General features: G+C 62.9%; 19 protein-coding genes. 11 read left to right on the forward strand and 8 right to left on the reverse strand.

All coding sequences use genetic code 11. The features are described from left to right. Positions 1 to 81: 81 nt before the first annotated feature. Entirely contained in the window at positions 82 to 1,509 is a 1,428-nt protein-coding gene (gene gndA, locus ACWGS8_RS03625) for an NADP-dependent phosphogluconate dehydrogenase (RefSeq protein ID WP_454579635.1), read from the forward strand. Here the strand turns inward: gndA and ACWGS8_RS03630 are convergent. Then, the gene (locus ACWGS8_RS03630) at positions 1,506 to 2,558 is read right to left on the reverse strand and encodes a LacI family transcriptional regulator (protein ID WP_454579636.1); all 1,053 of its coding nucleotides are present in this window, start codon (positions 2,556 to 2,558) and stop codon (positions 1,506 to 1,508) included. The genes gndA and ACWGS8_RS03630 overlap by 4 nt on opposite strands. Positions 2,559 to 2,963: 405 nt before the next feature. On the opposite strand from ACWGS8_RS03630, the gene ACWGS8_RS03635 reads away from it, so the two are divergent. From ACWGS8_RS03635 to mgrA, 7 genes are all read left to right on the forward strand, one after another. Next, positions 2,964 to 4,202, forward strand: a complete 1,239-nt coding sequence (locus ACWGS8_RS03635) for an ABC transporter substrate-binding protein (protein WP_454579637.1) — start codon at positions 2,964 to 2,966, stop codon at positions 4,200 to 4,202. An 86-nt stretch (positions 4,203 to 4,288) separates the two neighbouring features. Next, positions 4,289 to 5,182: a carbohydrate ABC transporter permease gene (locus ACWGS8_RS03640; RefSeq protein WP_454579638.1), complete on the forward strand. Its 894-nt coding sequence runs from the start codon at positions 4,289 to 4,291 to the stop codon at positions 5,180 to 5,182. Further along, complete coding sequence (locus ACWGS8_RS03645) at positions 5,175 to 6,110, forward strand: carbohydrate ABC transporter permease (RefSeq protein ID WP_454579639.1); 936 nt, start codon at positions 5,175 to 5,177, stop codon at positions 6,108 to 6,110. Before ACWGS8_RS03640 ends, ACWGS8_RS03645 begins: the two co-directional genes overlap by 8 nt. A 2-nt stretch (positions 6,111 to 6,112) precedes the next feature. After that, positions 6,113 to 7,216: an ABC transporter ATP-binding protein gene (locus ACWGS8_RS03650; protein WP_454580112.1), complete on the forward strand. Its 1,104-nt coding sequence runs from the start codon at positions 6,113 to 6,115 to the stop codon at positions 7,214 to 7,216. A gap of 48 nt (positions 7,217 to 7,264) precedes the next feature. Beyond that, on the forward strand, positions 7,265 to 8,011 hold the full coding sequence (locus ACWGS8_RS03655; RefSeq protein ID WP_454579640.1) for a sugar phosphate isomerase/epimerase family protein: 747 nt from the start codon (positions 7,265 to 7,267) through the stop codon (positions 8,009 to 8,011). An 11-nt stretch (positions 8,012 to 8,022) separates the two neighbouring features. Beyond that, the gene (locus tag ACWGS8_RS03660; protein WP_454579641.1) at positions 8,023 to 9,162 is read left to right on the forward strand and encodes a Gfo/Idh/MocA family protein; all 1,140 of its coding nucleotides are present in this window, start codon (positions 8,023 to 8,025) and stop codon (positions 9,160 to 9,162) included. Between the two features lie 132 nt (positions 9,163 to 9,294). After that, positions 9,295 to 10,341, forward strand: a complete 1,047-nt coding sequence (mgrA, locus tag ACWGS8_RS03665) for an L-glyceraldehyde 3-phosphate reductase (protein ID WP_454579642.1) — start codon at positions 9,295 to 9,297, stop codon at positions 10,339 to 10,341. An 88-nt stretch (positions 10,342 to 10,429) separates the two neighbouring features. Here mgrA and ACWGS8_RS03670 read toward each other — a convergent pair whose 3' ends face one another. Continuing rightward, on the reverse strand, positions 10,430 to 11,527 hold the full coding sequence (locus ACWGS8_RS03670; protein WP_454579643.1) for a S1 family serine peptidase: 1,098 nt from the start codon (positions 11,525 to 11,527) through the stop codon (positions 10,430 to 10,432). Positions 11,528 to 11,927: 400 nt separating this feature from the next. Between ACWGS8_RS03670 and ACWGS8_RS03675 the strand changes: the two genes are divergently transcribed. Both ACWGS8_RS03675 and ACWGS8_RS03680 read left to right on the forward strand, forming a co-directional pair. Next, the gene (locus ACWGS8_RS03675; RefSeq protein ID WP_454579644.1) at positions 11,928 to 13,022 is read left to right on the forward strand and encodes a trypsin-like serine peptidase; all 1,095 of its coding nucleotides are present in this window, start codon (positions 11,928 to 11,930) and stop codon (positions 13,020 to 13,022) included. Positions 13,023 to 13,192: 170 nt separating this feature from the next. After that, on the forward strand, positions 13,193 to 15,001 hold the full coding sequence (locus tag ACWGS8_RS03680) for an MORN repeat-containing protein (RefSeq protein WP_454579645.1): 1,809 nt from the start codon (positions 13,193 to 13,195) through the stop codon (positions 14,999 to 15,001). A 163-nt stretch (positions 15,002 to 15,164) separates the two neighbouring features. On the opposite strand, the gene amrB is transcribed toward ACWGS8_RS03680, so the two are convergent. The 5 genes from amrB to ACWGS8_RS03705 form a co-directional block, all read right to left on the reverse strand. Then, on the reverse strand, positions 15,165 to 16,826 hold the full coding sequence (gene amrB, locus ACWGS8_RS03685) for an AmmeMemoRadiSam system protein B (RefSeq protein WP_454579646.1): 1,662 nt from the start codon (positions 16,824 to 16,826) through the stop codon (positions 15,165 to 15,167). Between the two features lie 107 nt (positions 16,827 to 16,933). Further along, positions 16,934 to 19,966, reverse strand: coding sequence for a caspase family protein (locus ACWGS8_RS03690; protein WP_454579647.1), 3,033 nt, complete (start codon positions 19,964 to 19,966; stop codon positions 16,934 to 16,936). A gap of 2 nt (positions 19,967 to 19,968) precedes the next feature. After that, positions 19,969 to 20,676, reverse strand: coding sequence for a DUF4760 domain-containing protein (locus ACWGS8_RS03695; RefSeq protein ID WP_454579648.1), 708 nt, complete (start codon positions 20,674 to 20,676; stop codon positions 19,969 to 19,971). Beyond that, positions 20,673 to 21,131, reverse strand: a complete 459-nt coding sequence (locus ACWGS8_RS03700) for a hypothetical protein (RefSeq protein ID WP_454579649.1) — start codon at positions 21,129 to 21,131, stop codon at positions 20,673 to 20,675. The genes ACWGS8_RS03695 and ACWGS8_RS03700 overlap by 4 nt, the downstream gene beginning before the upstream one ends. A 40-nt stretch (positions 21,132 to 21,171) precedes the next feature. Next, positions 21,172 to 23,373 carry a caspase family protein gene (locus tag ACWGS8_RS03705; protein ID WP_454579650.1) on the reverse strand — a complete coding sequence of 734 codons (2,202 nt, stop codon included), beginning with the start codon at positions 23,371 to 23,373 and terminating at the stop codon, positions 21,172 to 21,174. Positions 23,374 to 23,619: 246 nt separating this feature from the next. Between ACWGS8_RS03705 and ACWGS8_RS03710 the strand changes: the two genes are divergently transcribed. After that, the gene (locus ACWGS8_RS03710; protein ID WP_143977297.1) at positions 23,620 to 24,024 is read left to right on the forward strand and encodes a Fur family transcriptional regulator; all 405 of its coding nucleotides are present in this window, start codon (positions 23,620 to 23,622) and stop codon (positions 24,022 to 24,024) included. Here the strand turns inward: ACWGS8_RS03710 and ACWGS8_RS03715 are convergent. Then, positions 24,021 to 24,647 carry a LysE family translocator gene (locus tag ACWGS8_RS03715; RefSeq protein ID WP_454579651.1) on the reverse strand — a complete coding sequence of 209 codons (627 nt, stop codon included), beginning with the start codon at positions 24,645 to 24,647 and terminating at the stop codon, positions 24,021 to 24,023. The two genes, ACWGS8_RS03710 and ACWGS8_RS03715, sit on opposite strands and share 4 nt — an antisense overlap. Between the last annotated feature and the right edge of the window lies 1 nt (position 24,648).

The raw sequence follows: 24,648 nt of genomic DNA on the forward strand, positions 1-24,648 counted from the left end.
GTCAATCATCCCGGGAAGAATGGGCATCCCGGCAAAAATCGCGGGCTGCAACCAATAAGATCCGAAAGCAGGGAAGAAACGATGGAAAAAGCCGAAATCGGCCTGATCGGCCTTGGTACGATGGGTTCCAACCTGGCGCTGAACATCGCCGAACACGGGCACCGCATCGCCGTCTTCAACCGCACCCGGGCACGTACCGACGCCTTTGTCGAGAATGCCGGCGCGCTGAAGGACATGGTGCTGCCCTGCTACAGTCTGGAAGAACTTGCCGCCGCGATCCGGCCGCCGCGCCCGATCATCATCATGGTGCTGGCCGGCAAGCCGGTGGATGAGCAGATCGACGCCTTGCGCGGTGTGCTTTCCGGCAACGACATCGTCATCGATGCCGGCAACGCCAATTTCCGCGATACGATGCGGCGCTTCTCCGAACTGTCCGGCTCGAGCCTGACCTTCATCGGCATGGGCGTGTCCGGCGGCGAGGAGGGCGCGCGCCATGGCCCGTCGATCATGGTCGGCGGCACGGAAGATTCGTGGAAGCGGGTCGAGAAGGTGCTGACCGCCATCTCCGCCAAGTTCAAGGACGAGCCCTGTGCCGCCTGGCTCGGCACCGATGGCGCCGGGCATTTCGTCAAGACCATCCACAACGGCATCGAATATGCCGACATGCAGATGATCGCCGAAATCTACGGCATCCTGCGTGATGGGCTCGGCATGGGGCCGAAGGACATCGGCACGGTGTTCTCCAACTGGAACAAGGGCCGGCTCAACTCCTACCTGATCGAGATCACCGCCAAGGTGCTCGCCGCCGACGATCCCAAGACCGGCAAGCCGGTGGTCGACATCATCCTCGACCGGGCCGGCCAGAAGGGCACCGGCAAATGGTCGGTCATCGAGGCGCAGCAACTCGGCATTCCGGCGACCGCGATCGAGGCGGCGGTGGCGGCGCGCGTGCTGTCGTCGATCAAGGACGAGCGGCTGGCAGCCGAGAAAGCCTACGGCAACATCGGGGTATCGAAGATTTCCGGCGACAAGGATGCGCTGCTGAAAGATCTCGAACTGGCGCTGTTCGCCGGCAAGATCGCGGCCTATGCGCAGGGTTTTGCGGTGATGAGCGGTGCCTCGAAGGAGTTCAACTGGAACCTGCCGATGCCGACCATCGCCAGGATCTGGCGCGCCGGCTGCATCATCCGCTCGCAGATGCTGGATACGATGGCCGACGCCTTCAGCAGCGGCGGGGCTTCGACCAATCTTTTGATGGCGCCGGCTTTCATCAGCTTGATGCAGGAAGCGCATCCGTCGCTGCGGCGCATCGTGGCGAGGGCTTGCGAGGCCGGCGCGCCGGTGCCGGCGCTGTCTTCGGCCCTTGCCTATTTCGACAGCTACCGCCAGGGCCGCGGCACCTCGAACCTGATCCAGGCGCAGCGCGACTTCTTCGGCGCGCATGGCTTCGAACGCATCGGCGAGCAGGGTGCCTTCCACGGTCCGTGGGGCAGCGGCGCTGCGAGTTAGTCCGTGGAGCGCTGGTAGGCCAGAACCTCGCCCGGCACGCTGAGACTTTGCAGCGAGCCGGGTGCGGCGCCGCCGATCCAGCCGAGCACGGAGCGGGCGAGTTCCGAGCCCGCCAGCCGGAAGTTCTCGTTGACGATCAGCAGTTCCGGCCGGAACAGGTGCAAAAGGTCCGATGATTGCTTGGAGACGATGTCGACGTCGCGGCCAAGCTTGAGGCCGGCATCCTCAATGCCGGCAACGAGCGCAAGGGTGGCGGCGGCGGCGCTGCTGACAAAGCCGTCCGGCCTGATGTCGCGGCGCATCAACTGCGCGGTCCTCGTCCGGATCTGTTCGATCGAATGGTCGATCGATACGGTGCTGAACGGGATCTCGCTGGCGCCGACCTCGCTCAGCGCATCGGCAAAGCCGTTGACCGTATGGCTGTAATAGGTCAGCCCAGCGGGTGGCGTCAGCAAAGCGAGCTTGCGGCGTCCCAGGCTCGCAAGGCGCCGTACGGCTTCGACAGCGAAGGCGTGATTGTCAAAATCATGATAGGGGTGGACCAGCCCCATCTCGGTGCGGCCATGCGTGGCAAAGGGAATGCCGCGCTCCAGCATGTAGCGGGCCCGGGGATCGTTCGGCTGCGTGCGTGAAATGATGACGCCGTCGGCCGAGCCTGTCTCGACCAAGTAGCGTATCGGGTCGAGCGGATCCTGCGAGCGCGAATAGGGCGTGACGATCAGATGGTAGGGCGTGTCGGCAATGACCTCCGAGACACCGTAGATGATGTCGGAGACGAAACTCATGATCTCCTGCTCGGTGTTGAGCACGAGGCTGATGACATTGGTCTTGCCGGTTCTGAGCCTGACGCCGGCGCGGTTCGGACGGTAGCCGATCTGCTTGGCGACGAGCTGGACGCGGCGCCTGGTTTCGGCGCCGATCTCGGGCGCATCCTTCAAGGCGCGCGATACGGTGGTGACGCCGAGCCCGGTCATGAAGGCAAGCGTCTTCAGCGTTGGCCGCTCTTGCGCCGACGCTTCCGCGTTCTTTTCCGTATGCCGTCTGTCCATTCGTCCCGCCCGTCAGGCGCATAGCAGCCGCAGGCCGGGTCGGCAATCGCCGTGATTGGCGGCGTGGCGTGATTTCAAGCCCGGCAATCCGTCAATATACTGAAACGTTACAGATTGCCAATCGCGCTGCGTTGGCAGGCGAATTCGCTGCACGACATTGAGCCGCGAATTCCCCTGAGAATCCAGGGCGAAACGCCGTTCTGGCGACGCTCTTGCCGGCTTTCATGGATCGTTTCCTATTTTGCGCTGCAGTTGCTCATATTGCGGCGCACAACAACATGGTCGGTCGTAGATTTTATTCGCGGCTCGAAAAAATATCGAACGGTCTACACGCCTGGGGTTGCGCCATCCGCGCAATTGCCGTATCGAAAATCTGTAACGTTTCAGATTCTGGGAGGAACCGAAATGCGATACAAACTTTTGACCGCTGCCCTGGCGGCCACGGCCGCACTGCAGTTCGTCGGCCCGGCTGCCGCGACGGACCTGGAAGTCACTCATTGGTGGACTTCCGGCGGCGAGGCGGCGGCGGTCGCGGAACTCGCCAAGGCTTTCGACGCCACGGGCAACCACTGGGTGGACGGCGCCATTGCCGGCTCCGGCGGCACGGCACGGCCGATCATGATCAGCCGGATCACCGGCGGCGACCCGATGGGCGCCACCCAGTTCAATCACGGCCGGCAAGCGGAAGAGCTGGTGCAGGCCGGCCTGATGCGCGACCTGACCGATGTCGCCACCAAGGGCAAGTGGACAGAGGTCGTGCGGCCCAAGAGCCTGCTCGACAGCTGCACCATCGGCGGCAAGATTTACTGCGTACCCGTCAACATCCACTCCTGGCAGTGGCTGTGGCTCTCGAACGACGCCTTCAAGAAGGCTGGCGTGCCGGTGCCGAAGGACTGGAACGAATATGTGGCCGCCGCCCCGGCGCTCGAGAAAGCAGGCATCGTCCCGCTGGCGGTGGGCGGGCAGGCCTGGCAGTCGTCCGGCGCCTTCGACGTGCTGCTTGCGGCGGTCGGCGGTACCGACACCTTCCTCAAGGTCTACAAGGACAAGGACGCCAAGTTCGCCGCCGGTCCCGAAGTCGCCAAGGTGTTCAAGGCGGCCGACGATGCGCGCAAGATGGCCAAGAACACCAATGTGCAGGACTGGAACCAGGCGACCAACATGGTCATCACCGGCAAGGCCGGCGGCCAGATCATGGGTGACTGGGCGCAGGGCGAGTTCCAGGTTGCCGGCAAGACCGCCGGCAAGGACTATACTTGTCTTCCCGGCCTTGGCCTGAACGAGGTCATCGCCACGGGTGGTGATGCCTTCTATTTCCCGGTGCTCAAGGATGCCGACAAGTCCAAGGCGCAGGAAGTCCTGGCCGAAACCTTGCTCGATCCCAAGACCCAGGTCGCCTTCAATCTCAAGAAGGGCTCGCTGCCGGTGCGTGGCGACGTCGACCTCAACGCCGCCAATGATTGCATGAAGAAGGGTCTCGCCATCCTGGCCAAGGGCGCCGTCATCCCATGGACCGACCAGCTGCTTTCGCAAGACAGCCAGAAGCAGAAGGAGGATCTGTTCTCCGAGTTCTTCGCCAAGCCCGAGATGACCGTGGAAGAGGCGCAGAAGCGCTTCGCCGACATCATCGCCACGGCTGACTGATACCGCCGGCAAAAGTCCTTCCTCCCGGTCTGGTGAACTCCAGGCCGGGAGGGCGCGCCCTTACCCGATCCAGCATGGCTGCACCGATGAGCAAGAGCGAACGCCCGAGCCGACTGTTTCGCAATCTCAATGCGAAGGTCGCGTCGATCCCTATGATTCTTACCGCGCTGGTGGTTTTCGTCGGCGGCACGGCGTGGACGGTGCTCTATTCCTTCACCAATTCGAAGCTGTTGCCGCGACTGAATTTCGTCGGCCTCGACCAGTATTACCGGTTGTGGGCGACCCCGCGCTGGCTGGTTTCGATCGAGAACCTGCTGATCTATGGCCTGATCTCGCTGGTTTTCTCGCTGGTGATCGGTTTCATCCTCGCTGCCCTGCTCGATCAGAAGATCCGTTTCGAGGACACGTTCCGCACCATCTTTCTCTATCCCTTCGCGCTCTCCTTCATCGTCACCGGTCTTGTCTGGCAATGGCTGCTCAATCCCGATTTCGGCATCCAGGGCGTGATACGAAACCTCGGCTGGACGAGCTTCGCTTTCGATCCGCTCTACAATTCCAGCATCGTCATCTACGGCATATCGATCGCCGCGCTCTGGCAGGGCACCGGGCTGATCATGTGCCTGATGCTGGCCGGCCTGCGCGGCATAGACGAGGATATCTGGAAGGCCGCGCGGGTGGACGGCATTCCGATGTGGAAGACCTATCTGTTCATCATCATCCCGATGATGCGCCCGGTCTTCATCACCACGCTCGTCATCATCGCGTCCGGCATCGTCAAGGTCTACGACCTTGTCGTCGCCCAGACCAGCGGCGGGCCGGGCATCGCTTCCGAAGTGCCGGCAAAGTATGTCTACGACTACATGTTCTTCGCCCAGAATCTCGGCCAGGGTTTCGCAGCCTCGACCATGATGTTGCTCTCGGTGATGATTGTCATCGTGCCGTGGGCCTATCTCGAATTCGGAGGCAGGAAGCGTGTCTGACCAAGCTGTCTCCCTGTCCGCGCCGTCCGGCGCCGGCCATGCGGATGCCTCGGGACCGAGCGGACCGAAGCCGCGTCACATGTTCTCGCGCCGCAACATCTTCCTCTATGGCACGCTCATCTTGGCGGCGCTCTACTATCTTCTGCCGCTCTATGTGATGATCGTTACCTCGCTCAAGGGCATGCCGGAGATCCGCCTCGGCAACATCTTCTCGCCGCCGCTCGAGATCACGTTCGAGCCCTGGGTCAAGGCGTGGTCGACGGCCTGCACCGGCCTCAATTGCGACGGACTTTCGCGCGGCTTCTGGAACTCCGTTCGTATCACCGTACCTTCGGTGATCCTGTCGATCGCGATCGCGTCCGTAAACGGCTACGCGTTGGCCAACTGGCGCTTCAAGGGCGCCGACACATTCTTCATCATCCTGATCGTCGGTGCCTTCATCCCCTATCAGGTAATGATCTATCCGATTGTCATCATCCTGCGCGAGATCGGCCTCTATGGCAGCCTGACCGGTCTGGTGATCGTCCATTCCATTTTCGGCATGCCGATCCTGACGCTTTTGTTCCGCAACTATTTCACCTCCATGCCGGAGGAATTGTTCCGGGCGGCGCGTGTCGACGGCGCGGGCTTCTGGGGCATCTATCTGCGCATCATGCTGCCGATGTCGCTGCCGATCTTCGTCGTCGCCGTCATCCTGCAGGTGACGGGCATCTGGAACGACTTCCTGTTCGGCGTCGTCTACACGCGCCCCGACACCTATCCGATGACGGTGCAGCTCAACAACATCGTCAACTCCGTGCAGGGCGTGAAGGAATACAACGTCAATATGGCGGCCACCATCCTGACCGGGCTGGTTCCGCTCGTTATCTATTTCATTTCCGGCAGGCTTTTTGTGCGTGGCATTGCTGCCGGCGCGGTGAAAGGGTGATGATGGCAGAAATCTCGAAGCCCAGCGTATCGATCCAGAACCTGTCGCTGAACTATGGCGCGGTGTCGGTTCTGCAGACGCTCAATCTCGATATCGCCGAGGGCGAGTTTATCGTGCTCCTGGGGCCCTCCGGCTGTGGCAAGTCGACCTTGCTCAACTGCATTGCAGGGCTGCTCGACATTTCGAAGGGCCGCATCTTCATCAAGGGCAAGAACGTCACCTGGGAAGAACCCAAGGATCGCGGCATCGGCATGGTATTCCAGTCCTATGCGCTCTATCCGCAAATGACGGTGGAGAAGAACCTGTCCTTCGGCCTGCGTGTCGCCGGCGTGCCCGCGGCCGAGATCGCCAAACGCATCGCGCGCGCGGCGGAGATCCTGCAGATCGAACCGCTGCTGCAGCGCAAACCGTCCGCACTTTCCGGCGGCCAGCGCCAGCGCGTGGCGATCGGGCGGGCGCTGGTGCGCGATGTCGACGTGTTCCTGTTCGACGAACCGCTATCCAACCTCGACGCCAAGCTGCGATCTGAACTGCGCGTCGAGATCAAGCTGCTGCATCGCAGATTGCAGAACACCATGATCTACGTCACCCACGACCAGATCGAGGCGATGACGCTCGCCGACAGGATCGCGGTGATGAAGGGCGGCGTCATCCAACAGCTCGACGCCCCGCAAACCATCTACAACCGTCCGGTCAACCGCTTTGTCGCCGGATTCCTCGGTTCGCCGGCGATGAATTTCATCGAGGGTCAACTGGAAGCCGGCGATGCCGCGGCGTTCACCGCCGACGGGGTTTCGATACCGCTCGACCGCTATGAGTTCGACAAGGATCGTGGCAGCGCCGGCAAGCCGTGTGTGTTCGGCATCAGGCCCGAGCACGTCGCCTTTGGCGATGCGGCCAAGGCCATGCCGTTCACCGCCGAGTCGGCCGTCGAGATCGTCGAGCCGATGGGCTCCGACACGCTGGTGTGGACCAAGCTAGGCGGCCGCAATTTTTCCTTCCGCGTCGAGGCGGAAAAGACGCTGCGTACCGGCGATCCGATCCGGATCGGCTTTGACCCAGCCCGCGCCTCGCTGTTCGATACCCCATCCGGCAACCGCCTGTAGCTCCCAAGCCTCCCAAGAACCACCCTACCAAGCAGAACGGACAGAACGATGAACTGGTCATTCCAACTCTACAGCGCCCGCAATTTTCAACCCTGGGAGGGCGTGCTCGCCACTCTCGGCAAGCTCGGCTACACGCAAGTTGAAGGTTTCGGTGGCGTCTACGAAAATCCCAGGGCCTTCCGCGCGGAACTCGACAAGAACGGGCTTTCCATGCCGACCGGGCATTTCTCCATCGATGCGCTGGAGAAGGATTTCGACGGCGTGCGCAAAACCGCCGACGCGCTTGGCATCCAGCTCTTGATCTGTCCCTATCTGATGGCCGAGGACAGGCCGTCCGACGCCGCCGGCTGGCGCGGCTTTGGCGAGCGCCTGGCCAAGGTCGGCGAGGTCGCCTCGAAGGCCGGCTATGGCTTTGCCTGGCACAACCATGATTTCGAGTTCAAGGCCCTCGCCGACGGTTCGGTGCCGCAGGATCACATCCTGTCTTCCGCCCCCGATATCGGCTGGGAGATGGACCTTGCCTGGGTGGTGCGCGGCGGCGCCGATCCGCTGCCCTGGATCGAAAAGCACGGCAAACGCATCGTCGCCGTCCACGTCAAGGACATCGCCAGGCCGGGCGAAGGGCTGGACGAGGATGGCTGGTCGGATGTCGGCCACGGCACGATCGACTGGGCCAACCTGATCAAGGTGTTGCGGGCCAAGAGCGCGGCAAAATACTTTGTCATGGAACAGGACAACCCCAACGACGTCGAGCGCTTCGCCCGTCGCTCGATCGCATCCGTCAAGGCTTACTAGGAACAATCATCATGGCAAAGAAATTGGGTATTGGCGTCATCGGCTGCGGCAACATCTCGAGGGCGTATTTCTCGCTGGCGCCGCTGTTTCGCGGCATCGAGATGCGCGCCTGCGCCGACATCAACATGGACGCGGCCAAAGCGCGGGCGAAGGAGTTCAATCTGCGCGCCGAGACCGTCGAGGACCTGCTCCAGGCCGACGACATCGACATCATCGTCAATCTGACGATACCGGCGGTGCATTACGAGGTATCGAAACGGGTGCTCGACGCGGGCAAGCACGTCTATTCGGAAAAGCCCTTCGTCCTCTCGCTCGAAGAGGGCCAGGACCTCAAGGCTCGGGCTGCAAAGAACGGGTTGCGCATCGGCTCGGCGCCCGACACCTTCCTCGGCGGCGCGCACCAGCTGGTGCGTGACCTGATCGACGAGGGGAAACTCGGCAAGATCACCAGCGGCACCTGCCATGTCATGGGGCACGGCATGGAGCATTGGCATCCCAATCCGGATTTCTTCTTCCAGCCGGGCGCCGGACCGGTGCTCGACATCGGGCCGTATTACATCACAAATCTGATCCAGCTGATCGGGCCGGTAAAACAGGTGGCGGCCTTTGCGACAACCCCGGCCAAGGAGCGGACGATTTCGTCGAAACCGCGCGCGGGCGAGAAAATCCCTGTCAACACGCCGACGACCATCCATGGCCTGCTGGAATTCGAGAACGGCGCCGTGGTGACGTTGAACACCAGCTGGGATGTCTGGGCTCACGGCCACGCGCCGATGGAACTCTATGGCGAAGCGGGCACGGTGTTCGTGCCGGATCCGAACTTCTTCGGCGGCGACGTGCGCTTCACCGAAGAGGGCAAGCCGGTCAAGAAGCTGCCGAAATGGAAGCACCCGCTTGGCGTGCCCAATGAAATGCACGGCCAAGGCATGATGGCCAACTACCGCACGGCAGGCCTCGCCGACATGGCATTGGCGATAGTCGAGGGGCGGCCGCATCGTTGCTCGATGGAACTGGCGCTGCATGCCGTCGATGTCATGACCGGCATCCTGCGTTCCGGCGAAACCGGCAAGTTCGTCGCCATGCAGACCACTTGCGAGCGGCCGGCGGCACTTGGCGTCAAGGCGGCCAAGGAACTTCTGGCGAAGAAGTAGGCGCAAAGATTATCGATAATTTTGTTTTGTCCTCTCCCCGTTCGGCCGGGGAGAGGGTAAAAGGGCGCCGGGCCGGTTCACCGCTTTTGCGATGAAGCTGCCCGGTCTGTTCAGATTCGAGGATCTTTTCCCATGCCCTATGTCGCCGCCGAAAATCGCTACGAAAAAATGATCTACAACCGCTGTGGGCGCTCCGGCCTCAAGCTGCCGGCGATCTCGCTCGGCCTGTGGCACAATTTCGGCAATGACACGCCGCACAAGACCAAGCAGGCCATCGTGCGCAAGGCGTTCGATCTCGGCATCACCCATTTCGACCTCGCCAACAATTACGGACCGCCGCCCGGCTCGGCCGAAACCGCCTTCGGCGAAATCCTGCGCACCGATTTTTCCGCCTATCGCGACGAGCTGATCATTTCGACCAAGGCCGGCTATGAAATGTGGGCCGGTCCTTACGGTGAATGGGGCGGGCGCAAATACATGTTGGCCAGCTTGGACCAGAGCCTGAACCGGATGGGGCTCGACTATGTCGACATCTTCTACTCGCACCGCTTCGACCCGGACACGCCGCTGGAAGAAACCATGGGCGCGCTCGACCATGCGGTGCGCTCGGGCAAGGCGCTCTATGCCGGCATTTCGTCCTACAACTCGCAGCGCACCCGCGAGGCCGCCGACATATTGCGGCAGCTCGGCACGCCCTGCATCATCCACCAGCCGAGCTATTCGATGCTGAACCGCTGGGTCGAGGAAGACGGCCTGCTCGACACGCTGGAGGGGCTCGGCGTCGGATCGATCGTGTTCTCGCCGCTGGCCCAGGGCATGCTGACCGACAAATATCTCGGTGGCATCCCCGAAGGCAGCCGAGCCTCGCAGGGCAAGTCGCTGAAGTCGGCCTTCATCAACGACCGCACCATCGCCAATATCAAGGCGCTCAACGCCATCGCCGGCAAGCGCGGCCAGACGCTGGCGCAGATGGCGCTGGCCTGGGTGCTGCGCAAGGGCAAGGTGACGTCGGCGCTGATCGGCGCCAGCCGGCCGGAGCAGGTCGAGGACTGCGTCGGCGCCCTGAGGGTGCTCGACTTCAGCGATGCCGAATTGGCCGAGATCGACAGCTACGCGCGCGAATCCGACATCAATCTGTGGGCGGCCTCAGCCGAGCGCAAAGGCCCGCCGAGGAAATAAAGCTATCGGACAAGCCGGCAAATGAAAACGGCGGGAATCTCTCCCACCGTTTTCATGACAAGCAAAATGTCGGGCAAAATGGCCGGCCTCAGGGCGTCTTCGGCTTCTGCGCGGTGCCCAGTCCGGCTTTCGGCTTTTCCGGCGCCGGAGCAGGGGTCTTCATCTTCGCCTCGATCCAGCCGCCGTAGTTGGCCAGCCGCGTGTAGATGCCATAAGCGTCCTTGTGGCCGCAGGCTGCGCTGCCGTCGGCGGGGCCTTCGCCCCAGCTGACGACGCCGACCTGGACCGGGCCGTCGGCGCCGGTCATGAACAGCGGGCCGCCGCTGTCGCCATTGCAGGCATCGCGCACACCGCTGGTGGTGCCGGCGCAGATCATGTTGCCGGTCAGCGGATCGGTCATGTCTGCGGCAATCGCATTGGCGGCGGCATCGATGCCCTTTTCCGAATAGCGCATGCGGTGTGACAGATCGCCGAGCGCGGCCTTGAGGTCATGCGCATAGATGGCCTTGATGCCGCTGTTGCAGGCGCTGTTCGGCTGCAGATCGAGGTCCGCGACCATCAGCGTGGTCGGAAACGTCCCGTCCTGCATCTTGCCCCAGCCGGTTACGGTGGTCTTGCCGGTGTCGGGGGTCGCCTCGCGGGTAAGCTTGATGGTCGGCGCATCGGCCGGCTCGGCAAGCCGGAGCAGGCCGAGGTCGTTGTCGAGCGTCTGCTCGCTGTAGCCCTCGTTGACGATGACCTCCAAGACCTTGTGGCGTTTGCCTTCGCTGAGGTCGGTGGCGCCGGTCAGCACGGTGACTGCATCCGGCGATATCGGCCTGCCCTTGTCGTGGAGGCAGTGTGCCGCCGTCAGCACCCATTGCGGGGCGATCAGGCTGCCGCCGCAGAATTGCGCATTGGCTTGCGAGGCCGGGTTTTCGTCCAGCCTGGCGGTGGTGAGCAGCGCGACCTGGAACGGATAGGCGCCCTTTTCGGCCTGGTTGCCGCCATAGACCCGGTCGGCGCCGTCAGGGTTCTCCGCTGCTGCCTTGGCCCTGGCCTCGGTCACCCGCTGCATCGGTGAGACCGCCGCTTCGGGCCTTGCGGTGCTTTCATCCGCCCGGCCGTGGTTGATCGATACAAAAGCGGTGGCCATGCCAAGCAGCGATGCGGCAACGATTGGCCCGAACCGATTTTTGATGTGCACCTGAACCTCCTCAGACAATTCTCCCGCGCGGATCGACGCCGGGCATTGTGCAAGGAGATGTCGCCGGTTCAGCGATCCGCACACGTGCCGTATCGAAAACGGCGCGCGATCGGTCACAAAACCGAATCCCATTTTTGCTAACCGTGCCCGCGAGCAAACCCGCACAAAATCCTATAGCCCCCCACGGGCTAGGTGGAAGCGATTTATCATTGCCAATCTTGGATTATTTTAGGCAGTATACCGTTGCAGAGTTTTTTTGGCGGGGGCCTTGAAAATGACAGCCTAGAACAACGCTCGCGGGGAATGCCGGCGAGCAGACTCATTTTTCAGCGTCACCACGATCTCGACAATATTTCTGTATTTTGATCCAGTCCTTGCTGACTTTTGGGAGAGTCTCACCATGACAAAACTGACAAACGCACTCATTGCGTCCGCATTGCTTTCCAGCGCAATGTGGACCGTCCCGGTTTTCGCCGCAGACCCTGGTTCCGCCAGTGCCGGCAATGGCGAAAGCATGCGGGACGTTACTTCAGGCGACTTCAAGGCCGGTCGGGCAAAGCCGATCACGACACCAAAGCTTACTGATGAAGACAGCCGCGCCGCGCCGCTCACCGACGAGAAGGCGGCTGTCAAATCCTATGGCATCGTCGGGCGTTCCGCCGATGGCAAGGAGATCAAGATCGAGCCAAGCGAAGCGCTGCGCGAGCTCATCATCAAGGAGCTGAACGCGCCGGCCAATGGCGCGGACGGGGCTGAGCGCAAGACCGAGGACCCTGGCCTCGGCGAGGGCGAAGCCGGTCGTCAGGTTTTCGGCCCCGATGATCGCGAGCAGGTCAAGAACACCAAGACCTATCCGTTCTCGGCCATCGGCTATCTGGAGGCCAAATCGACGAAGACCGGCAGTTATGGCAGCTGCTCGGCAACGCTGATCGGCCCGCGCACGGTGCTCACCGCGGCGCACTGCCTCTACAGCCATGAGGACAAGGACTGGCTCTCGGAATATCTGTTCGTGCCAGGCCTCAACGGCAGCACCGCCGATGACGCACCGTTCGGCGCCTTCACCTATGAAAGCGCCTATGTGCTGCAGGGCTTCATCGACAACTACCAGGGCTATTACGGCTCGGTGATCCCGTGGGATCTCGGCATCATCACGCTGAAGCAGGATGTCGGCACCAACCTCGGCTGGCTGGGCTACGCCAATTATGACGATCTCGGCGACTTCACCGCCAACCTCGTCGGCTATCCCGGCGACAAGCCGATGGGCACGATGTGGAAGGCGAGCTGCGAAGTGCATGCCGAGAACATCGCCCCGGAATATTTCCAGTATGACTGCGACACGTTCCCTGGGTCGAGCGGCAGCTCGGTCTATGCCTATGACACCAAGTCCAAGCAGCGCATCATTACCGGCGTCAACGTGGCGGAAAGCCCAGAGGCGAACACCGCCGTGCGCCTGAACGCCGCCAACGTCCAGTGGATCAACAGCCTGTACAAATAGGCGCTGCGCGTTCGCTGTGCAGACAAAGGCGGCGGGTCGATCCTGCCGCCTTTTTCGTGCCGATCCTTCCCCCATGGCTTCCCTTGCGCGAGGCCGGCGCCCCGACTACGCTTGGCTTGCCAAGGGGCGAGGCGTCCAGGGGGCTCAAGGGGATGGGGCGGACAAGGGCAATGTTGGGGGTTGCGGCCGCAGCGATGCTGGGCGCGATGATGCTTTCACCGGCTTTTGCCGATCCCGCCCCTGTCGGCGGCGCCTGGGCGGAGCGCGTGCAGATCCTCTATCGGGCCGACACACGCTCGGTGCTGCGCAGGACCGTGCGTGTGTGGGATTTCCATCCGGAGAGGAACCTCGACTTCGTCTGGGAGCCGGCGGCGGGCCAGTCGCCCGACAGGACGATCGCCGAGGACGGCACCATCAACGGCAAGGGCAGGCTGGTGTGGCGGGTGCGCGGCTCTGCGAGCTATGATCCGAAGACCATCTACTCCAGCTATTTCGGCGATGTCAGGAACGGCCGGCCCGACGGGCAAGGCAGGCTCGAACTGCGCTCGGGCGAGGTTTTCGACGGGCATTGGCTTGGCGGAGAACTCAACGGCAAAGGCATTCATGTCGATGCCGACGGCAACCGCTATGAGGGGCAGTTCGTCGGCGGCGTCCCGAATGGCGAGGGCCGGTTGCTTTTGAAGACAGGCGAGATCTTTGCTGGGTCTTTTGTCGGCGGATTGAAGAACGGCAAGGGCACCACGCGGCTCGCCGGCGGCACGGTCTATGAATCGCAATGGGTGATGGGCAAGGAGGTCGGCGGTTCGCGTCCGGACGTTCTGGCCGATGCCAGGGTCGGCGGCCTGCTCAAGGCTCAGGCTGGCGGCGGCGATGCCGACAAGGTCGAGATCGGCGTCATCGTCGACCAGCGCATGACCGAGCAGGCCGACATGAAATACCAGCACCTGGTGCGCGACGAGGACATCGCGATCTATCCCGAAGACACCCTCTACAACGACGCCTGGAACGGCACCGGAACGGTCAACAACTCAAATGTCTATGACGGTCCGGATTGGGAAAACACGCCGGCTTTTGCTGAGGTCGACCTGAAGACGACGGACGAGTCCCGGGTCAAGCTCGACAGCCTGGAAATGAAGGTCGCTTCCAGCGACGCCTACCGCAAACCCATGCTGTCGATCTCGGAGCATTTCGGCTGCATCGGCTTCCGGCCCGATTTCTCCATCGTCAACAATGGCTGGGGCGACGCCAAGGACATGAAGATGTCGATCCAGTTCACCACGCTGGACGAGGAGGGCAATCCGACCGGCCAGCCAAGCCGCATGTTCACCAAGGACATCGGCGGCTTCGGCGATGGCGTCGACGTGTCGATCAAGAGCGTCCTGGACGAGGCCGGCGTCGATACGGCGAGCCTGGAAACGGGGCGTTTCCCCTGTCCCTCGGTCGACAGCCTCAATGTCTGCCGCAGCCAGTTCTCCAACAAGATCAAGTTCGGCGAGCTCGGCGACTATCTCGCCAATTTGAACCAGGCGATGATGCTGAACGCGATCGGCAAGTTGGACTATTCCTGGGCGGACGATCAGGGCAACGTCTACCAGCAGAGCGAGCCCTTCCGCGCCCAGGTAACCATGGCGGTCTTCGAGACTCCCGAATCGATGGCCGAATGCGGCGATGGCGGTGGCGGCAGCCCGGAAGCGATGCGCTACCAGAACATCGAATTCCCGATCGGCAAGCACGACTACACGATCGCCATGCCGGTGCGCGGCAACAAGACTGTCAGCACCTATACGGCACGGCTGAAGATGTGGTCGGCAATGTCGTCGATCCACAGTTTCAGCATCGCCGCGCATTTTGCCGACGGCAGCGTGCGCGAGAGCAAGCCGGTGACCTTCTTCTATTTCCGGCCGAAGCAATCGCTGTTCGAGACCAAGACCGAGCCGGCGGCGTGCTATCTGCCGCGCCAGATGATCGGCTGCGGCTGAGGTATGTCGATATTCCGGTGAGGCCGGTCTGCAAACGGCTGATACCTGCGCTCACGTACGAAAAGTACGCTCCGCTCCGGTTCTCGGTATCAGCCGTTTTCGACTCGGCCTGACCTGAATCTCAACACACCTTCACGTTCTTCACATCGAAAACGGCAGTCGCCTACTTCCGACCCATCTCGAAATAGTTGGGCAATGGGATGAGCCTGGCAAAGATCGTGCCTTGGGCAAAGACACGCAGTTCCAGCATCGAACCCGAGGAGCGTTGCGCACTCTGGTCGAACAGGAAATTGCCGAGCGAATAGACCTCCGCCACATCGCCGCCGGCAAGCGGGACGATCGCTTCGCTCGAGACATGCGGATGGCCGCCGACAATGGCCGAAGCGCCGCGCAGCCGCATCTCATCGGCAAGCATGTCTTCGCGCGCCGACGGTTCGGTCTTGTACTCGCGGCCCCAATGGACGAAGGCGACGACCGGCCGCTCGGCATTCTCGTGCAGCAGCCGGTCGAGCAAGGGAGGGGTCAAGAGGTCGGTGTTCTTCGAACCGTTGGTGTCGATGTCGGTCAGGCCGACAAGGTCGAGGTCGGCCAGTGCCAGCGTCTCGCCCTGGCCGAAATGCGGGATGCCGGCCACGTCCAGGGCGCGCAGCGTCTCGGTGTAGCCGGAGGGGCCGAGATCATAGGCGTGATTGTTGGCGAGGCTGACGCCGGCGACGTGCAGTCGCTTCAGCATGCTGGCGGCGAGGTCTTCGGGCATGGCCAGCGTCATGTCGTCGATTGCTTCCGGTACGTTGGGCAGGATGACGCCTTCGAGATTGACGATCAGCGGCCGCGCTCCGGTCAGCGAAAGGATGCTGTCGACGATCTTGTCGGCCACGCCGTCGCGGACCAGGATCTTCTTCATGGCACGGCCGAAATTCACGTCACCGGCGAGATAATAGATCCTGTCCTTTGGCCGTGCCGGGTTGTTGAAGCCGGGACCGAAGGCGCCGAACAGCGCCACGACATAGCTGGTGGTGCGCTCGACATAGTCGGACGTGTGTTCCTGCGAGTTTTCGTTGGCGACCACCAGAGGCTGGGCGCCGAACAATTCGCGCTGCAGCCTTGTCTGGATGTAGAGCGCGCCGACGGAATCGGCATGATCGGGCTGGCGAAGCGCCGCGATGCCGTCGAGCGATCCGGCGGCCAGCATGTTCAGCGTCTGCTGGTCGAAACGCCTGGAATCATGCTGCGGCAGATAGTGCGAGAAGTCGGTGGATTCGACGATCAGCGTATCCTGATTGACGATCGGTTTCAGCGCCTCGGCCAGCCTGTCCCAGTCACCGCGCTTCGCCTTCACCGACATCGCCACCGGCACGATCTTCGCCTCGGGGAAATAGTGATGCAGGAAGGGCAGCATGGCGCGCACGCCATGTTCCTTATCGAACAGGCAGGATTCCTCGACCATGTCCCTGTGCGCCTCCAAAAGGCGCACGGCATCGCGGTCGGCGGCCACCGGACCAAGCACGGTGTCGAAGCCGCGCGCCGTGGTGGCATAGAGCTCGTGCGTCTTGTGGAAATGGTCCGGCGACAGGATGACGATTCGCTTGTAGCGGAAGCCGGACGCGGCGTGAAGACCCAGCGCCACGAGGTCGGCAGCCAAGAGATGATGCGGCACGGTGATGCCGGTAAGCCGCTGGCTGGATGGCTGGACAGTGGCGACGCTGGCGATGGCGTCCTTGAACTGCGTGGCGTCGTCGTAGAAGGGCGGAAAGTTTTCGGTACCGGGCGGACAGACGACCGGGGCGGCGAAGGCGGGGAGGGGCAGGATAAAGAGGAAGAACAATGCTGCTGCGATAATGGGCCACGATCGCGCGCGACGACCCCCCTCTGTCCTGCCGGACAGATGTCCGGCAGGACACAGGGGGGTGCCTTGGCGCAGACCTCGCCCCATCACGGCTCGGCCAACACGATGTTCTCCACGCCGCCGACATAGTAGAACGGCTTCTGCTTCGACGCGGTCAGCCGCACCACTTCGCGCGAAATGAAATCGGCGAGCCCGAACAGCGTGACGCCGCCATCCGAGGTCTTTGCCTTGCCGCGCAGGCCTTCGAGGATCGAATAGGTGAAGACCCCGTGGCCGAGCTCCGGCAATTCGGCGGCGGTGTTGTTGGCCGCGGTCGCTGAAAACACGACGATGCGCGCGTCCTGCGCGTCCTTTTCCAGGCGCGGATTGAAGGCGTTGGCGGCATGGCAGGTGTCGAGCAGCATGAAGCGCATGCCCTTGGCCCGCTCGACCGATTTCTGGATGTCACCCCAGTCGACAAGCGAGGAGCGCTTCCAGCGGTCGGCATCCTGCTTGCGGCCATCGGTCGGGATGAAATAGTAATCCTCGTCGATGTTGATGCCATGGCCGGCGACGAAGACGATGGTCGTGTCGTGTTCGCCAGGCCTGTCGAGGAAATCGGCGAGCTGGTCGTCGATCGTGTGCGAGTCCGGCTCCATGATGTTGTCGGCGCTGGCGACGGTGTAGGTCTGCTTGGCCTTGTCGGGGCTCTCGTCGAGCGCCTGGCGGTTGACCAGAACCAGCGTCTCCATCGACGAGAACAAAGGCGCCGACTTCTGCGCAACCACCTCGAGGAATTCGGTGGCGTCGTCGACCGGGTAGCGCAAATCGCAGGCGTGGCCGGAACAGGCGTCGGTCAGGAACGGATATTTGTCGACGCCGATGACCGCGACATAGAGCTTGCCCTTGGCTTCGGCCTTTTCGGTCTTCCTTGCCAGCGCCGTCACGCTGCGTTCGGTCAGATAGCCATATTCGTTGGTGCCGGTGATGCGGATGGTGTTTTGACCATCCTCGACCGGCACTTCGACCGTTGTCTTGTTGCCGTCGGCCGAACGCGTCGCGATGTCGCCGACATTGCGGCTGTTGGACAGGATCGAGAAGCCGGCGACATCGGCTCCGGCTTCCTTGGCGCCTGTGATCTCGACGGCGACATATCCGTCGCGGACCTTGCTTTGGTCATCGGCGAGGCGGATGCCGAATTCCGGTGGCTTGCGTTGCAGGAGCTTCTGCAACTCGTTGTCGACGCCCGGCCGCATCTCCTTGACCGCCTGTTTGGCGCTGCGCAGGATGATGGCGCGGCGCACCATTTCCGGGCTCCAGAGGTATTTCTTCAACTGGCCGGCGCGAATGAAGCGGCCTTCATGGTCGCGGCCCTGGTTGACGTGCCAGCCGATCAGCTTGTCGCCCTCATCGGAGGAATAATAGTAGCCCTGCGGCATCCAGGCGATCCATTGCGGGCCGGCAAAGAACATAGACACGATCAGCTCGTGCGTCTTCAGATTCCACAACCTCACCGTCTGGTCGGCGCTACCGGTGACCAGCAGGCCGGCTTTCTCCGAGGCGGCCATGGCGTTGATTTCGCCGGTATGGCCGGTGAATTCGCCGGAGACCCTGGCGGTCGCGGCCTTGTATTCCAGCAGCGTGCCGTCATTGCCGCCGGTGATCAGGCCAAGCCCGTTGTCGATCAGCGTGAAAGCCGAATGGACAAAGCCGTTGGTGGCATCGTTCTCGATCGAGCGCACCACCTTGCCGCCATTGGCGATCTCCAGCACCGCGTTTTCAAGCGCGTCCTTGCCGCCCGCCGTGGCGTGCAGCGACCACTCGCCATCGCTCAGCGCGGCGCGGGCAAACGAGCCCGGCTCCGTCAGCGGCTCCGGGTCATCGAAGAACCGATCCGTTGTGGGCAGTTCCAGCCTCTTGTCCAGCGCGCCCAGCTGTTCGGGGCAAGCCACGCGCTCGGGGCAGGGATTGGCGTTTCCCCAGGCGATGACGCCGTTTGCCGGATCGATGCCGATCGCGGTCACCGGTTCGCCCACGCCTTGGAGCAAGGCCTTGTGTTCGCCGGTCGCCGGGTCCCAGACCTGGATGGCGTTGCGGGTGCCGCCGGCCGTCGCCACCAGCGAGCCGTCGGCATTGGCGGTGCTGGCATAGACCGTGCCATCATGGCCGCTGTAGTCGAGGAGCTTCTCGCCGCTGTCTGTGTTCCAGACGACGGAGCGGTGCTTGTCGGCGCAGCGATAGCCGCAGGAAGCGACCAGCCGCGATCCCTTGGCGAAGGTCAGCGAGCCGATGAGAAAATCCTGCGTCGGCATGGCGCGCGCCAGCGTGCCGTCGGCGGCGCGCCAGATCTGGACCTGGCCGTCCTTGCTGCCGGTGGCGAACAGGCTGCCGTCCTGCGAGGCAGCCAGAGCTAGGACGCTGAGGTCCCGCAATGACTCGGCCTCTGCCGGCAAGGTGATCTCCTCGCCCTTGGCGACATCCCAGAGCCGGATGCCGTTGTCGGTGGTGGTCGCCGCCAGCCGGGTTCCCGCGGCGACGAAAGCCAGCTTGTCGATGTGCCAGGAATCGGCGTCGAGCTTCTTGTCCAGCGTCCAGCCCGTCGCCGATTTGTCATCGAGCCGCCAGAGATAGACCATGCCGTCGCCACCACCGGTAGCCAGCATCTTGCCATCGGGGGAGAAAGCCAGATCATAGGTCGCGTAGTCGGCGGCCTTGAGCACGGCCTTCATCTTGCCGGTGGCGAAGTCGAACAGCCTGATGTCGCCATAGGGCGGCTTGTCGCCGAGGCCGGCGCCGAAATAACCGCCGGCGGCGATCGTCTTGCCATCCGGCGAGACCGCGACCGCGAAGATCTTGCCGTCGCTGCCATTGCCGAGATAGCCGCGAATGGTGCGCAGCGTCACGCCGCTCTGCCAGTCCCAGATGCGGATGGTCTTGTCATCGGATGCCGAGACAACGTCCTCGCCATCGGGGGTGAAGGCAAGATCGGCAATCCGTGCGGTATGGCCTCCGGTGTCGAGGTCGAGATGGAAATCCGGGGCGTCCTCGGCGCGGGCGGCAGAGGCCGCGATCAAGGCTCCAGCGACGGCCAGCCAGCGGCAGGCACGCATGAGGCCGAAGGTGGTTCCGGGTTTCCCCATCGCTATTTGGCTTCGCCGCCTGGTTGCCCGTTGCGAACATAGGCCTCGATCGCCGTGGCAAAAGTCGGCGAACCCGCCTTGCGCTGCTTGTCGACATAGCCGGCAAAATAACTCCAGAACGAGACGGCGTAGTCGCGGAAATAGGCATCGGTCACCTTGCGCGAGCACAGCTTGCCATCGACGCAGAAGGACAGCCGGTTGAGGAAATAGACGATGCGGTCGAAATTCTCACTGAAGTCGGCGAGCGGCATGTCGCCGCCGGAGGCGCTCATCGCCTCGATGCCGATGCGCTGCCGGAACACCTGTTCCTCGGTCGGCGAAGGGTTGGCGCTGAGCAGTTTGTCGTATTTGGCGTTGAGGGCGGCAAGACGATCCTTCAACGCCCGTTGTGCCTGCTGGTAGTCCTTGGTTTCCCAGAGCTCGACCAGGGACATGGTCTGCTCGACGCGCTTCTGCTCCTGGTTGGCCAGGAACTGGTAGACCGAGAATGCCAAGGTGAAGATGATGGCGAAACGCACCAGCAAGCCCGACCAGGCATAGACCAGCATGCGCCAGTCGCGATCGGTGAAGGGATTGCTCTCCTTCTTGATCTCATGGCTGCTCGGCCAGGGAAAACCTTCTGTGGTTTCCGGCAGCGTCTCCTTCGCCGCCGGCGCCTTTGCGGGCGCGGTCACCGGTGTCTGCTTTGTCGTGCCCCCCGGCTTCTTCATTTGCAGCTGTCCAGTTCGATGGTGGCGGAGGGATCGAGCACTACGCCCGGCGCTTCAAGCTGTTTTTTCAGGCATGCCAGCTGCGGGCGCGAAACAATGAACTGCATGTCCGGCTCCGCTGGGGCCTTGTTCGGCGACGGTAAGGCTTCGACCACGCCGCGCGAGGCGCAGCTCGAGAGATCGACCACCACCGCGTCACTGCTGGTCTTGGCGAACCGGTCGTACTGATCGAGGAAGCACGTCGCCAGTTCTGAATTGATGACCACCTGCTTGGCGCAAAGGCCGCATGTGTCCTGCGCCGAGGCATTGGCGATCAGCAACAGGCCGCCGGCAAGTCCGGCAACCGTTGCGCGCCAGAAGAGAAAAGACTTCTTCACAATCGATCCTATCTGCTTCGTCAGCCGCTGAGCCCCTGGGCTGCGGCGGGATGTTCTCATATCGCGCCGATCGCGCAAGAGCCGGCGATACCAAGCCATGCGGCCCTAGGGCCGGAACTCAGGCGCGCGGCACCGTCTCCATCGGGAAGATCATCACCGCCCCCTTCGGACCGCTCTTGTCGGCAAGCCGCATCACCGAGCGGGTCGGCGGCGCCATGCCGATATCGGCGAGCATGTCGGAGAAGCTGGCGGGGCCGAGGCCGCGCGTCATCGACGCGACGCCGTCCTGGGCCAGGAAGCTCAGATCTTCCTTCTCGCTTTCCGGCGGCGCCTCGGTCAGCACCGCGATCATCCGTTCCATGCCGAAGCTGGTGTCGGTGAAGGCGAGCAGCCCTTCCTCCAGCGTGGCCTGCGGTGCCAGGCGTTCGGCAACGATGTGGGTGATCGAATAGTCGCTGCCGACATAGAGCACGTTGATGTCGACCAGCTGGTCCGAGCTGTTCTTGGCCAGCACATGCACCTCGTCGCCCGGCGAGACTCGCGGCACCGCCGAGGCTTGCAACGCTTCGAGCCCATCCTTGTCGCGGCGCTTGACCTGGAACTGGACCTCGACATCCTCGGGCTTGTAGTCGGAGGCCGCCGCCAGCCGCGACAGCCCGGTGGCGCGGAAGATGGTGCGCAAATTCCTGGTCGTGGCGTCGACCAGCTTCTGGCGGTCATCCGGGTGGATGATGATCAGCGGCGGCTTGCTGCCGTCCTTCAGCGTCACGTCGCCCGACGCCGGCAGGAACCACAGTGCCGGCTTGTCGCTGGCGTCCTTGCCGGCGCCCGCAATGGCATTCTCACGCATCACCGCGAAGCGGAGCTCGGCGCTCTTGCCCGGGTCGACCAGTTCGATGTTGAAGCCGGTTTCCTTGGCCGTGGCCAGTTCGTCGAGAACCGAATTGACCAGTTCGGTTTCTTTCTCGAGTCCCTTCGCCGCGGCCGGCCGAGCGACCATGAGTCTGTAGTCGACGGCGATCTCAGCCACCCGCGCGTAGGCGTTGGCAGGAATGTCGGCCAGTTTGAGTGCCGGCTTCTTCTCGAACTCGACCGGCCCGACGCGGCTTTCCAGGTTCTTGGCCGACTGCACCTCGAGGTAGCCAATCGCGTCGGACAGCGATGACAGCGCCGACGGCACGATGGCGAGCTTGCTGCCGGGCGTGAGGCGATGCAGCAGGCCGGCGCCGATCGTCGCCTCGCCGTCCTTGACGACAATGGGCCACTGCATGACGGCGTCGGTCTTGTCGGTCCCGAAGACGCGCGCGTCGAGCTCGCCCTCGAACAGCGGCGTCGGCCGGGTGCGGCTGTCGGCTGAATATTGCTGCAGCACGGCCTGGCCAAGCTGGCGATAGGTAACGTTGGGGTTTTCGGCGAGCTTCGACAGGATGGTGAAGGTGAACAGGCCAAAGCGCGGCGCATCCGCCGTACCCTTGGGCAGCGGCATCTCCGGCGTCGTCTCCACCGTCTGGGCCGCATAGAAGGCGACCAGCTTGCCCTTGATGATCGCTTCGCCGCCGGTCGGCGCCAGGTTGAAGGCGGGCTTTCGCGCGCCATTCTCGTCCAGGCCGCGCGAGGCGCTTGCGACAGTGTCCTCGTAAGTCTTGATGGCCGCCGCCCTTGCAGCCTCATCGCCGCCGACCAGATCGGCGAATTCGACCTTGCGCTCCAGTTCGTCATCGACTTCGACAGCGCGCGTCGCGGTGCCCGAGTGGCAGCAGTCGAAGACAGCCCAGACGAAGGCGCCTTTGTTGCGGATGGCATCGAGCGCATCGCCGATCTCATTGTCGACCAGCGCATTCGGCACGCCGGCATCGCGGTTTATCCATTTCTCGATGTCGACGGGCAGGAAAATCTCGTCGAGCCCGTCGGTCTCGTCGCCCTTGACCCTTTCGGGCTGCTGGGCGCCGTGGCCGGACAGATGCAGATAGACGAAATCGTCGCGCTGAACCTTGGCGGCAAGGTCGGCGAGTGCCGCCTTGATCGCCGCATGGGTCGGCAGGCCTTTGGCGCCGGGCACGTCCTTGGCGAGCAGCGTGACGTTTTCGGGCGCGAAGCGCACCGGGTCGGGTACGTTCTTCAGCAGATATTCGTGCACCAGGCCGGCATCGTTCTTCGGCCCGATCAGCCAGTTCCTTTGCGGCAGGGCAGGATATTCAGTGCAGGCGACCAACAGCGCGTGATAGGTGCGCGATGCCGCCAGCGCCCGGAACGATAGCGTACCGGCCGCCATCAGCGCGGACGTGCCGACAAGCAGCGTCCGGCGTGTCAATTTGATCATATTGCTTCCCCAAGCCCGATCGAATTTCCCAAGCGAAACCACCCTCGTCGAGGATTTTGTCAGTATTTTGAAATGTCGCTGCGCCATCAAGCCTGTCGTCATCAAATGCGCCGGCACGTCATCGATCGGTCTGGGACAACAACAGAGGAGTAGCAAAGACGACGGTTCGTCGCTATCTGAATGGGATCAGGCGGTTTGCACAGGCAAACAGGCTGGGGATGGCGCAGGACAAGTTGGAACCGGACCATGGCGGCAAGGGATGTGCTGACGAAAAACCAGTTGTGCGTGCTCGAGAAGCTCGAGACCGCCAGCGGACCGCTCAGCGCCTACACCTTGCTTGACCAGCTGCGCGAGCGCGGCTTTCGCGCGCCTCTGCAGGTCTATCGCGCGCTCGACACGCTGGTGAAGTCCGGCTTCGTGCACCGGCTGGAAAGCATCAACTCCTTCGTCGCTTGCGCCGAGCCGCATGATCACAGCCATTCGATGACCGCCTTCGCCATCTGCGACACCTGCGGGCAGGTGACCGAGATGTCGGACCACGATGTCGACCACCGGCTGAACGAATGGGTCCATTCGACCGGCTTCGCCGCCAAGAAGGCGGTGATCGAGTTTCGCGGTGTGTGTGCGAAGTGCAGGGCTGAAGCGGCTTAACGCGCGGTCGACCAGGCGAACCAGAGCGCGACGAGCGCCAGTAAGGCCGAAAGCACCCGTCGGCTCGCCCGTTCCTGTCGCGGATCGTTGAGGAATGGCTGCAGGGTTCCCGCCAATGCCACGATCATTCCATGTATGGCTGTCGCGACAGCTACGTATGTCACCGTGAGCAGGACAGTCTGGGCAAGTATTGGTCGTGAGGCCTCGACGAAGGTCGGCAGCACGGCCACGTAGAAGATCGCCGCCTTCGGGTTAAGGATATTGGTGACCAATCCGCGCAAAAAGTATCCGCCCCGATCGCCCTTGTCTGAAACCACATCGGTCCCCGAGCTCCAGCCCTCCCAGGCGAGATAAAGCAGGAACAATATGCCTGCCCAGCGGAGGCCCTCATACAGGAAGGACGACTCCTGGATGAGCTCGGCGACGCCCAGCGCTGCGATGCCGCCGATGGCCGCGAGGCCCAAAGCAATGCCTGCCACGGTGGCAAAGCCGGCGCGTCGACCATGGCTGGCCGAAACCAGCGCCAGGTAGGTCATGTTGGGGCCCGGAGTCAGTTCGATCAGCAAGGATGCCAGTGCGAATGAGAGGAATGTGGCCGTCGAAAACGGCAGCACGTCGCTCACT

The organism is Mesorhizobium sp. 43Arga (assembly GCF_053714255.1).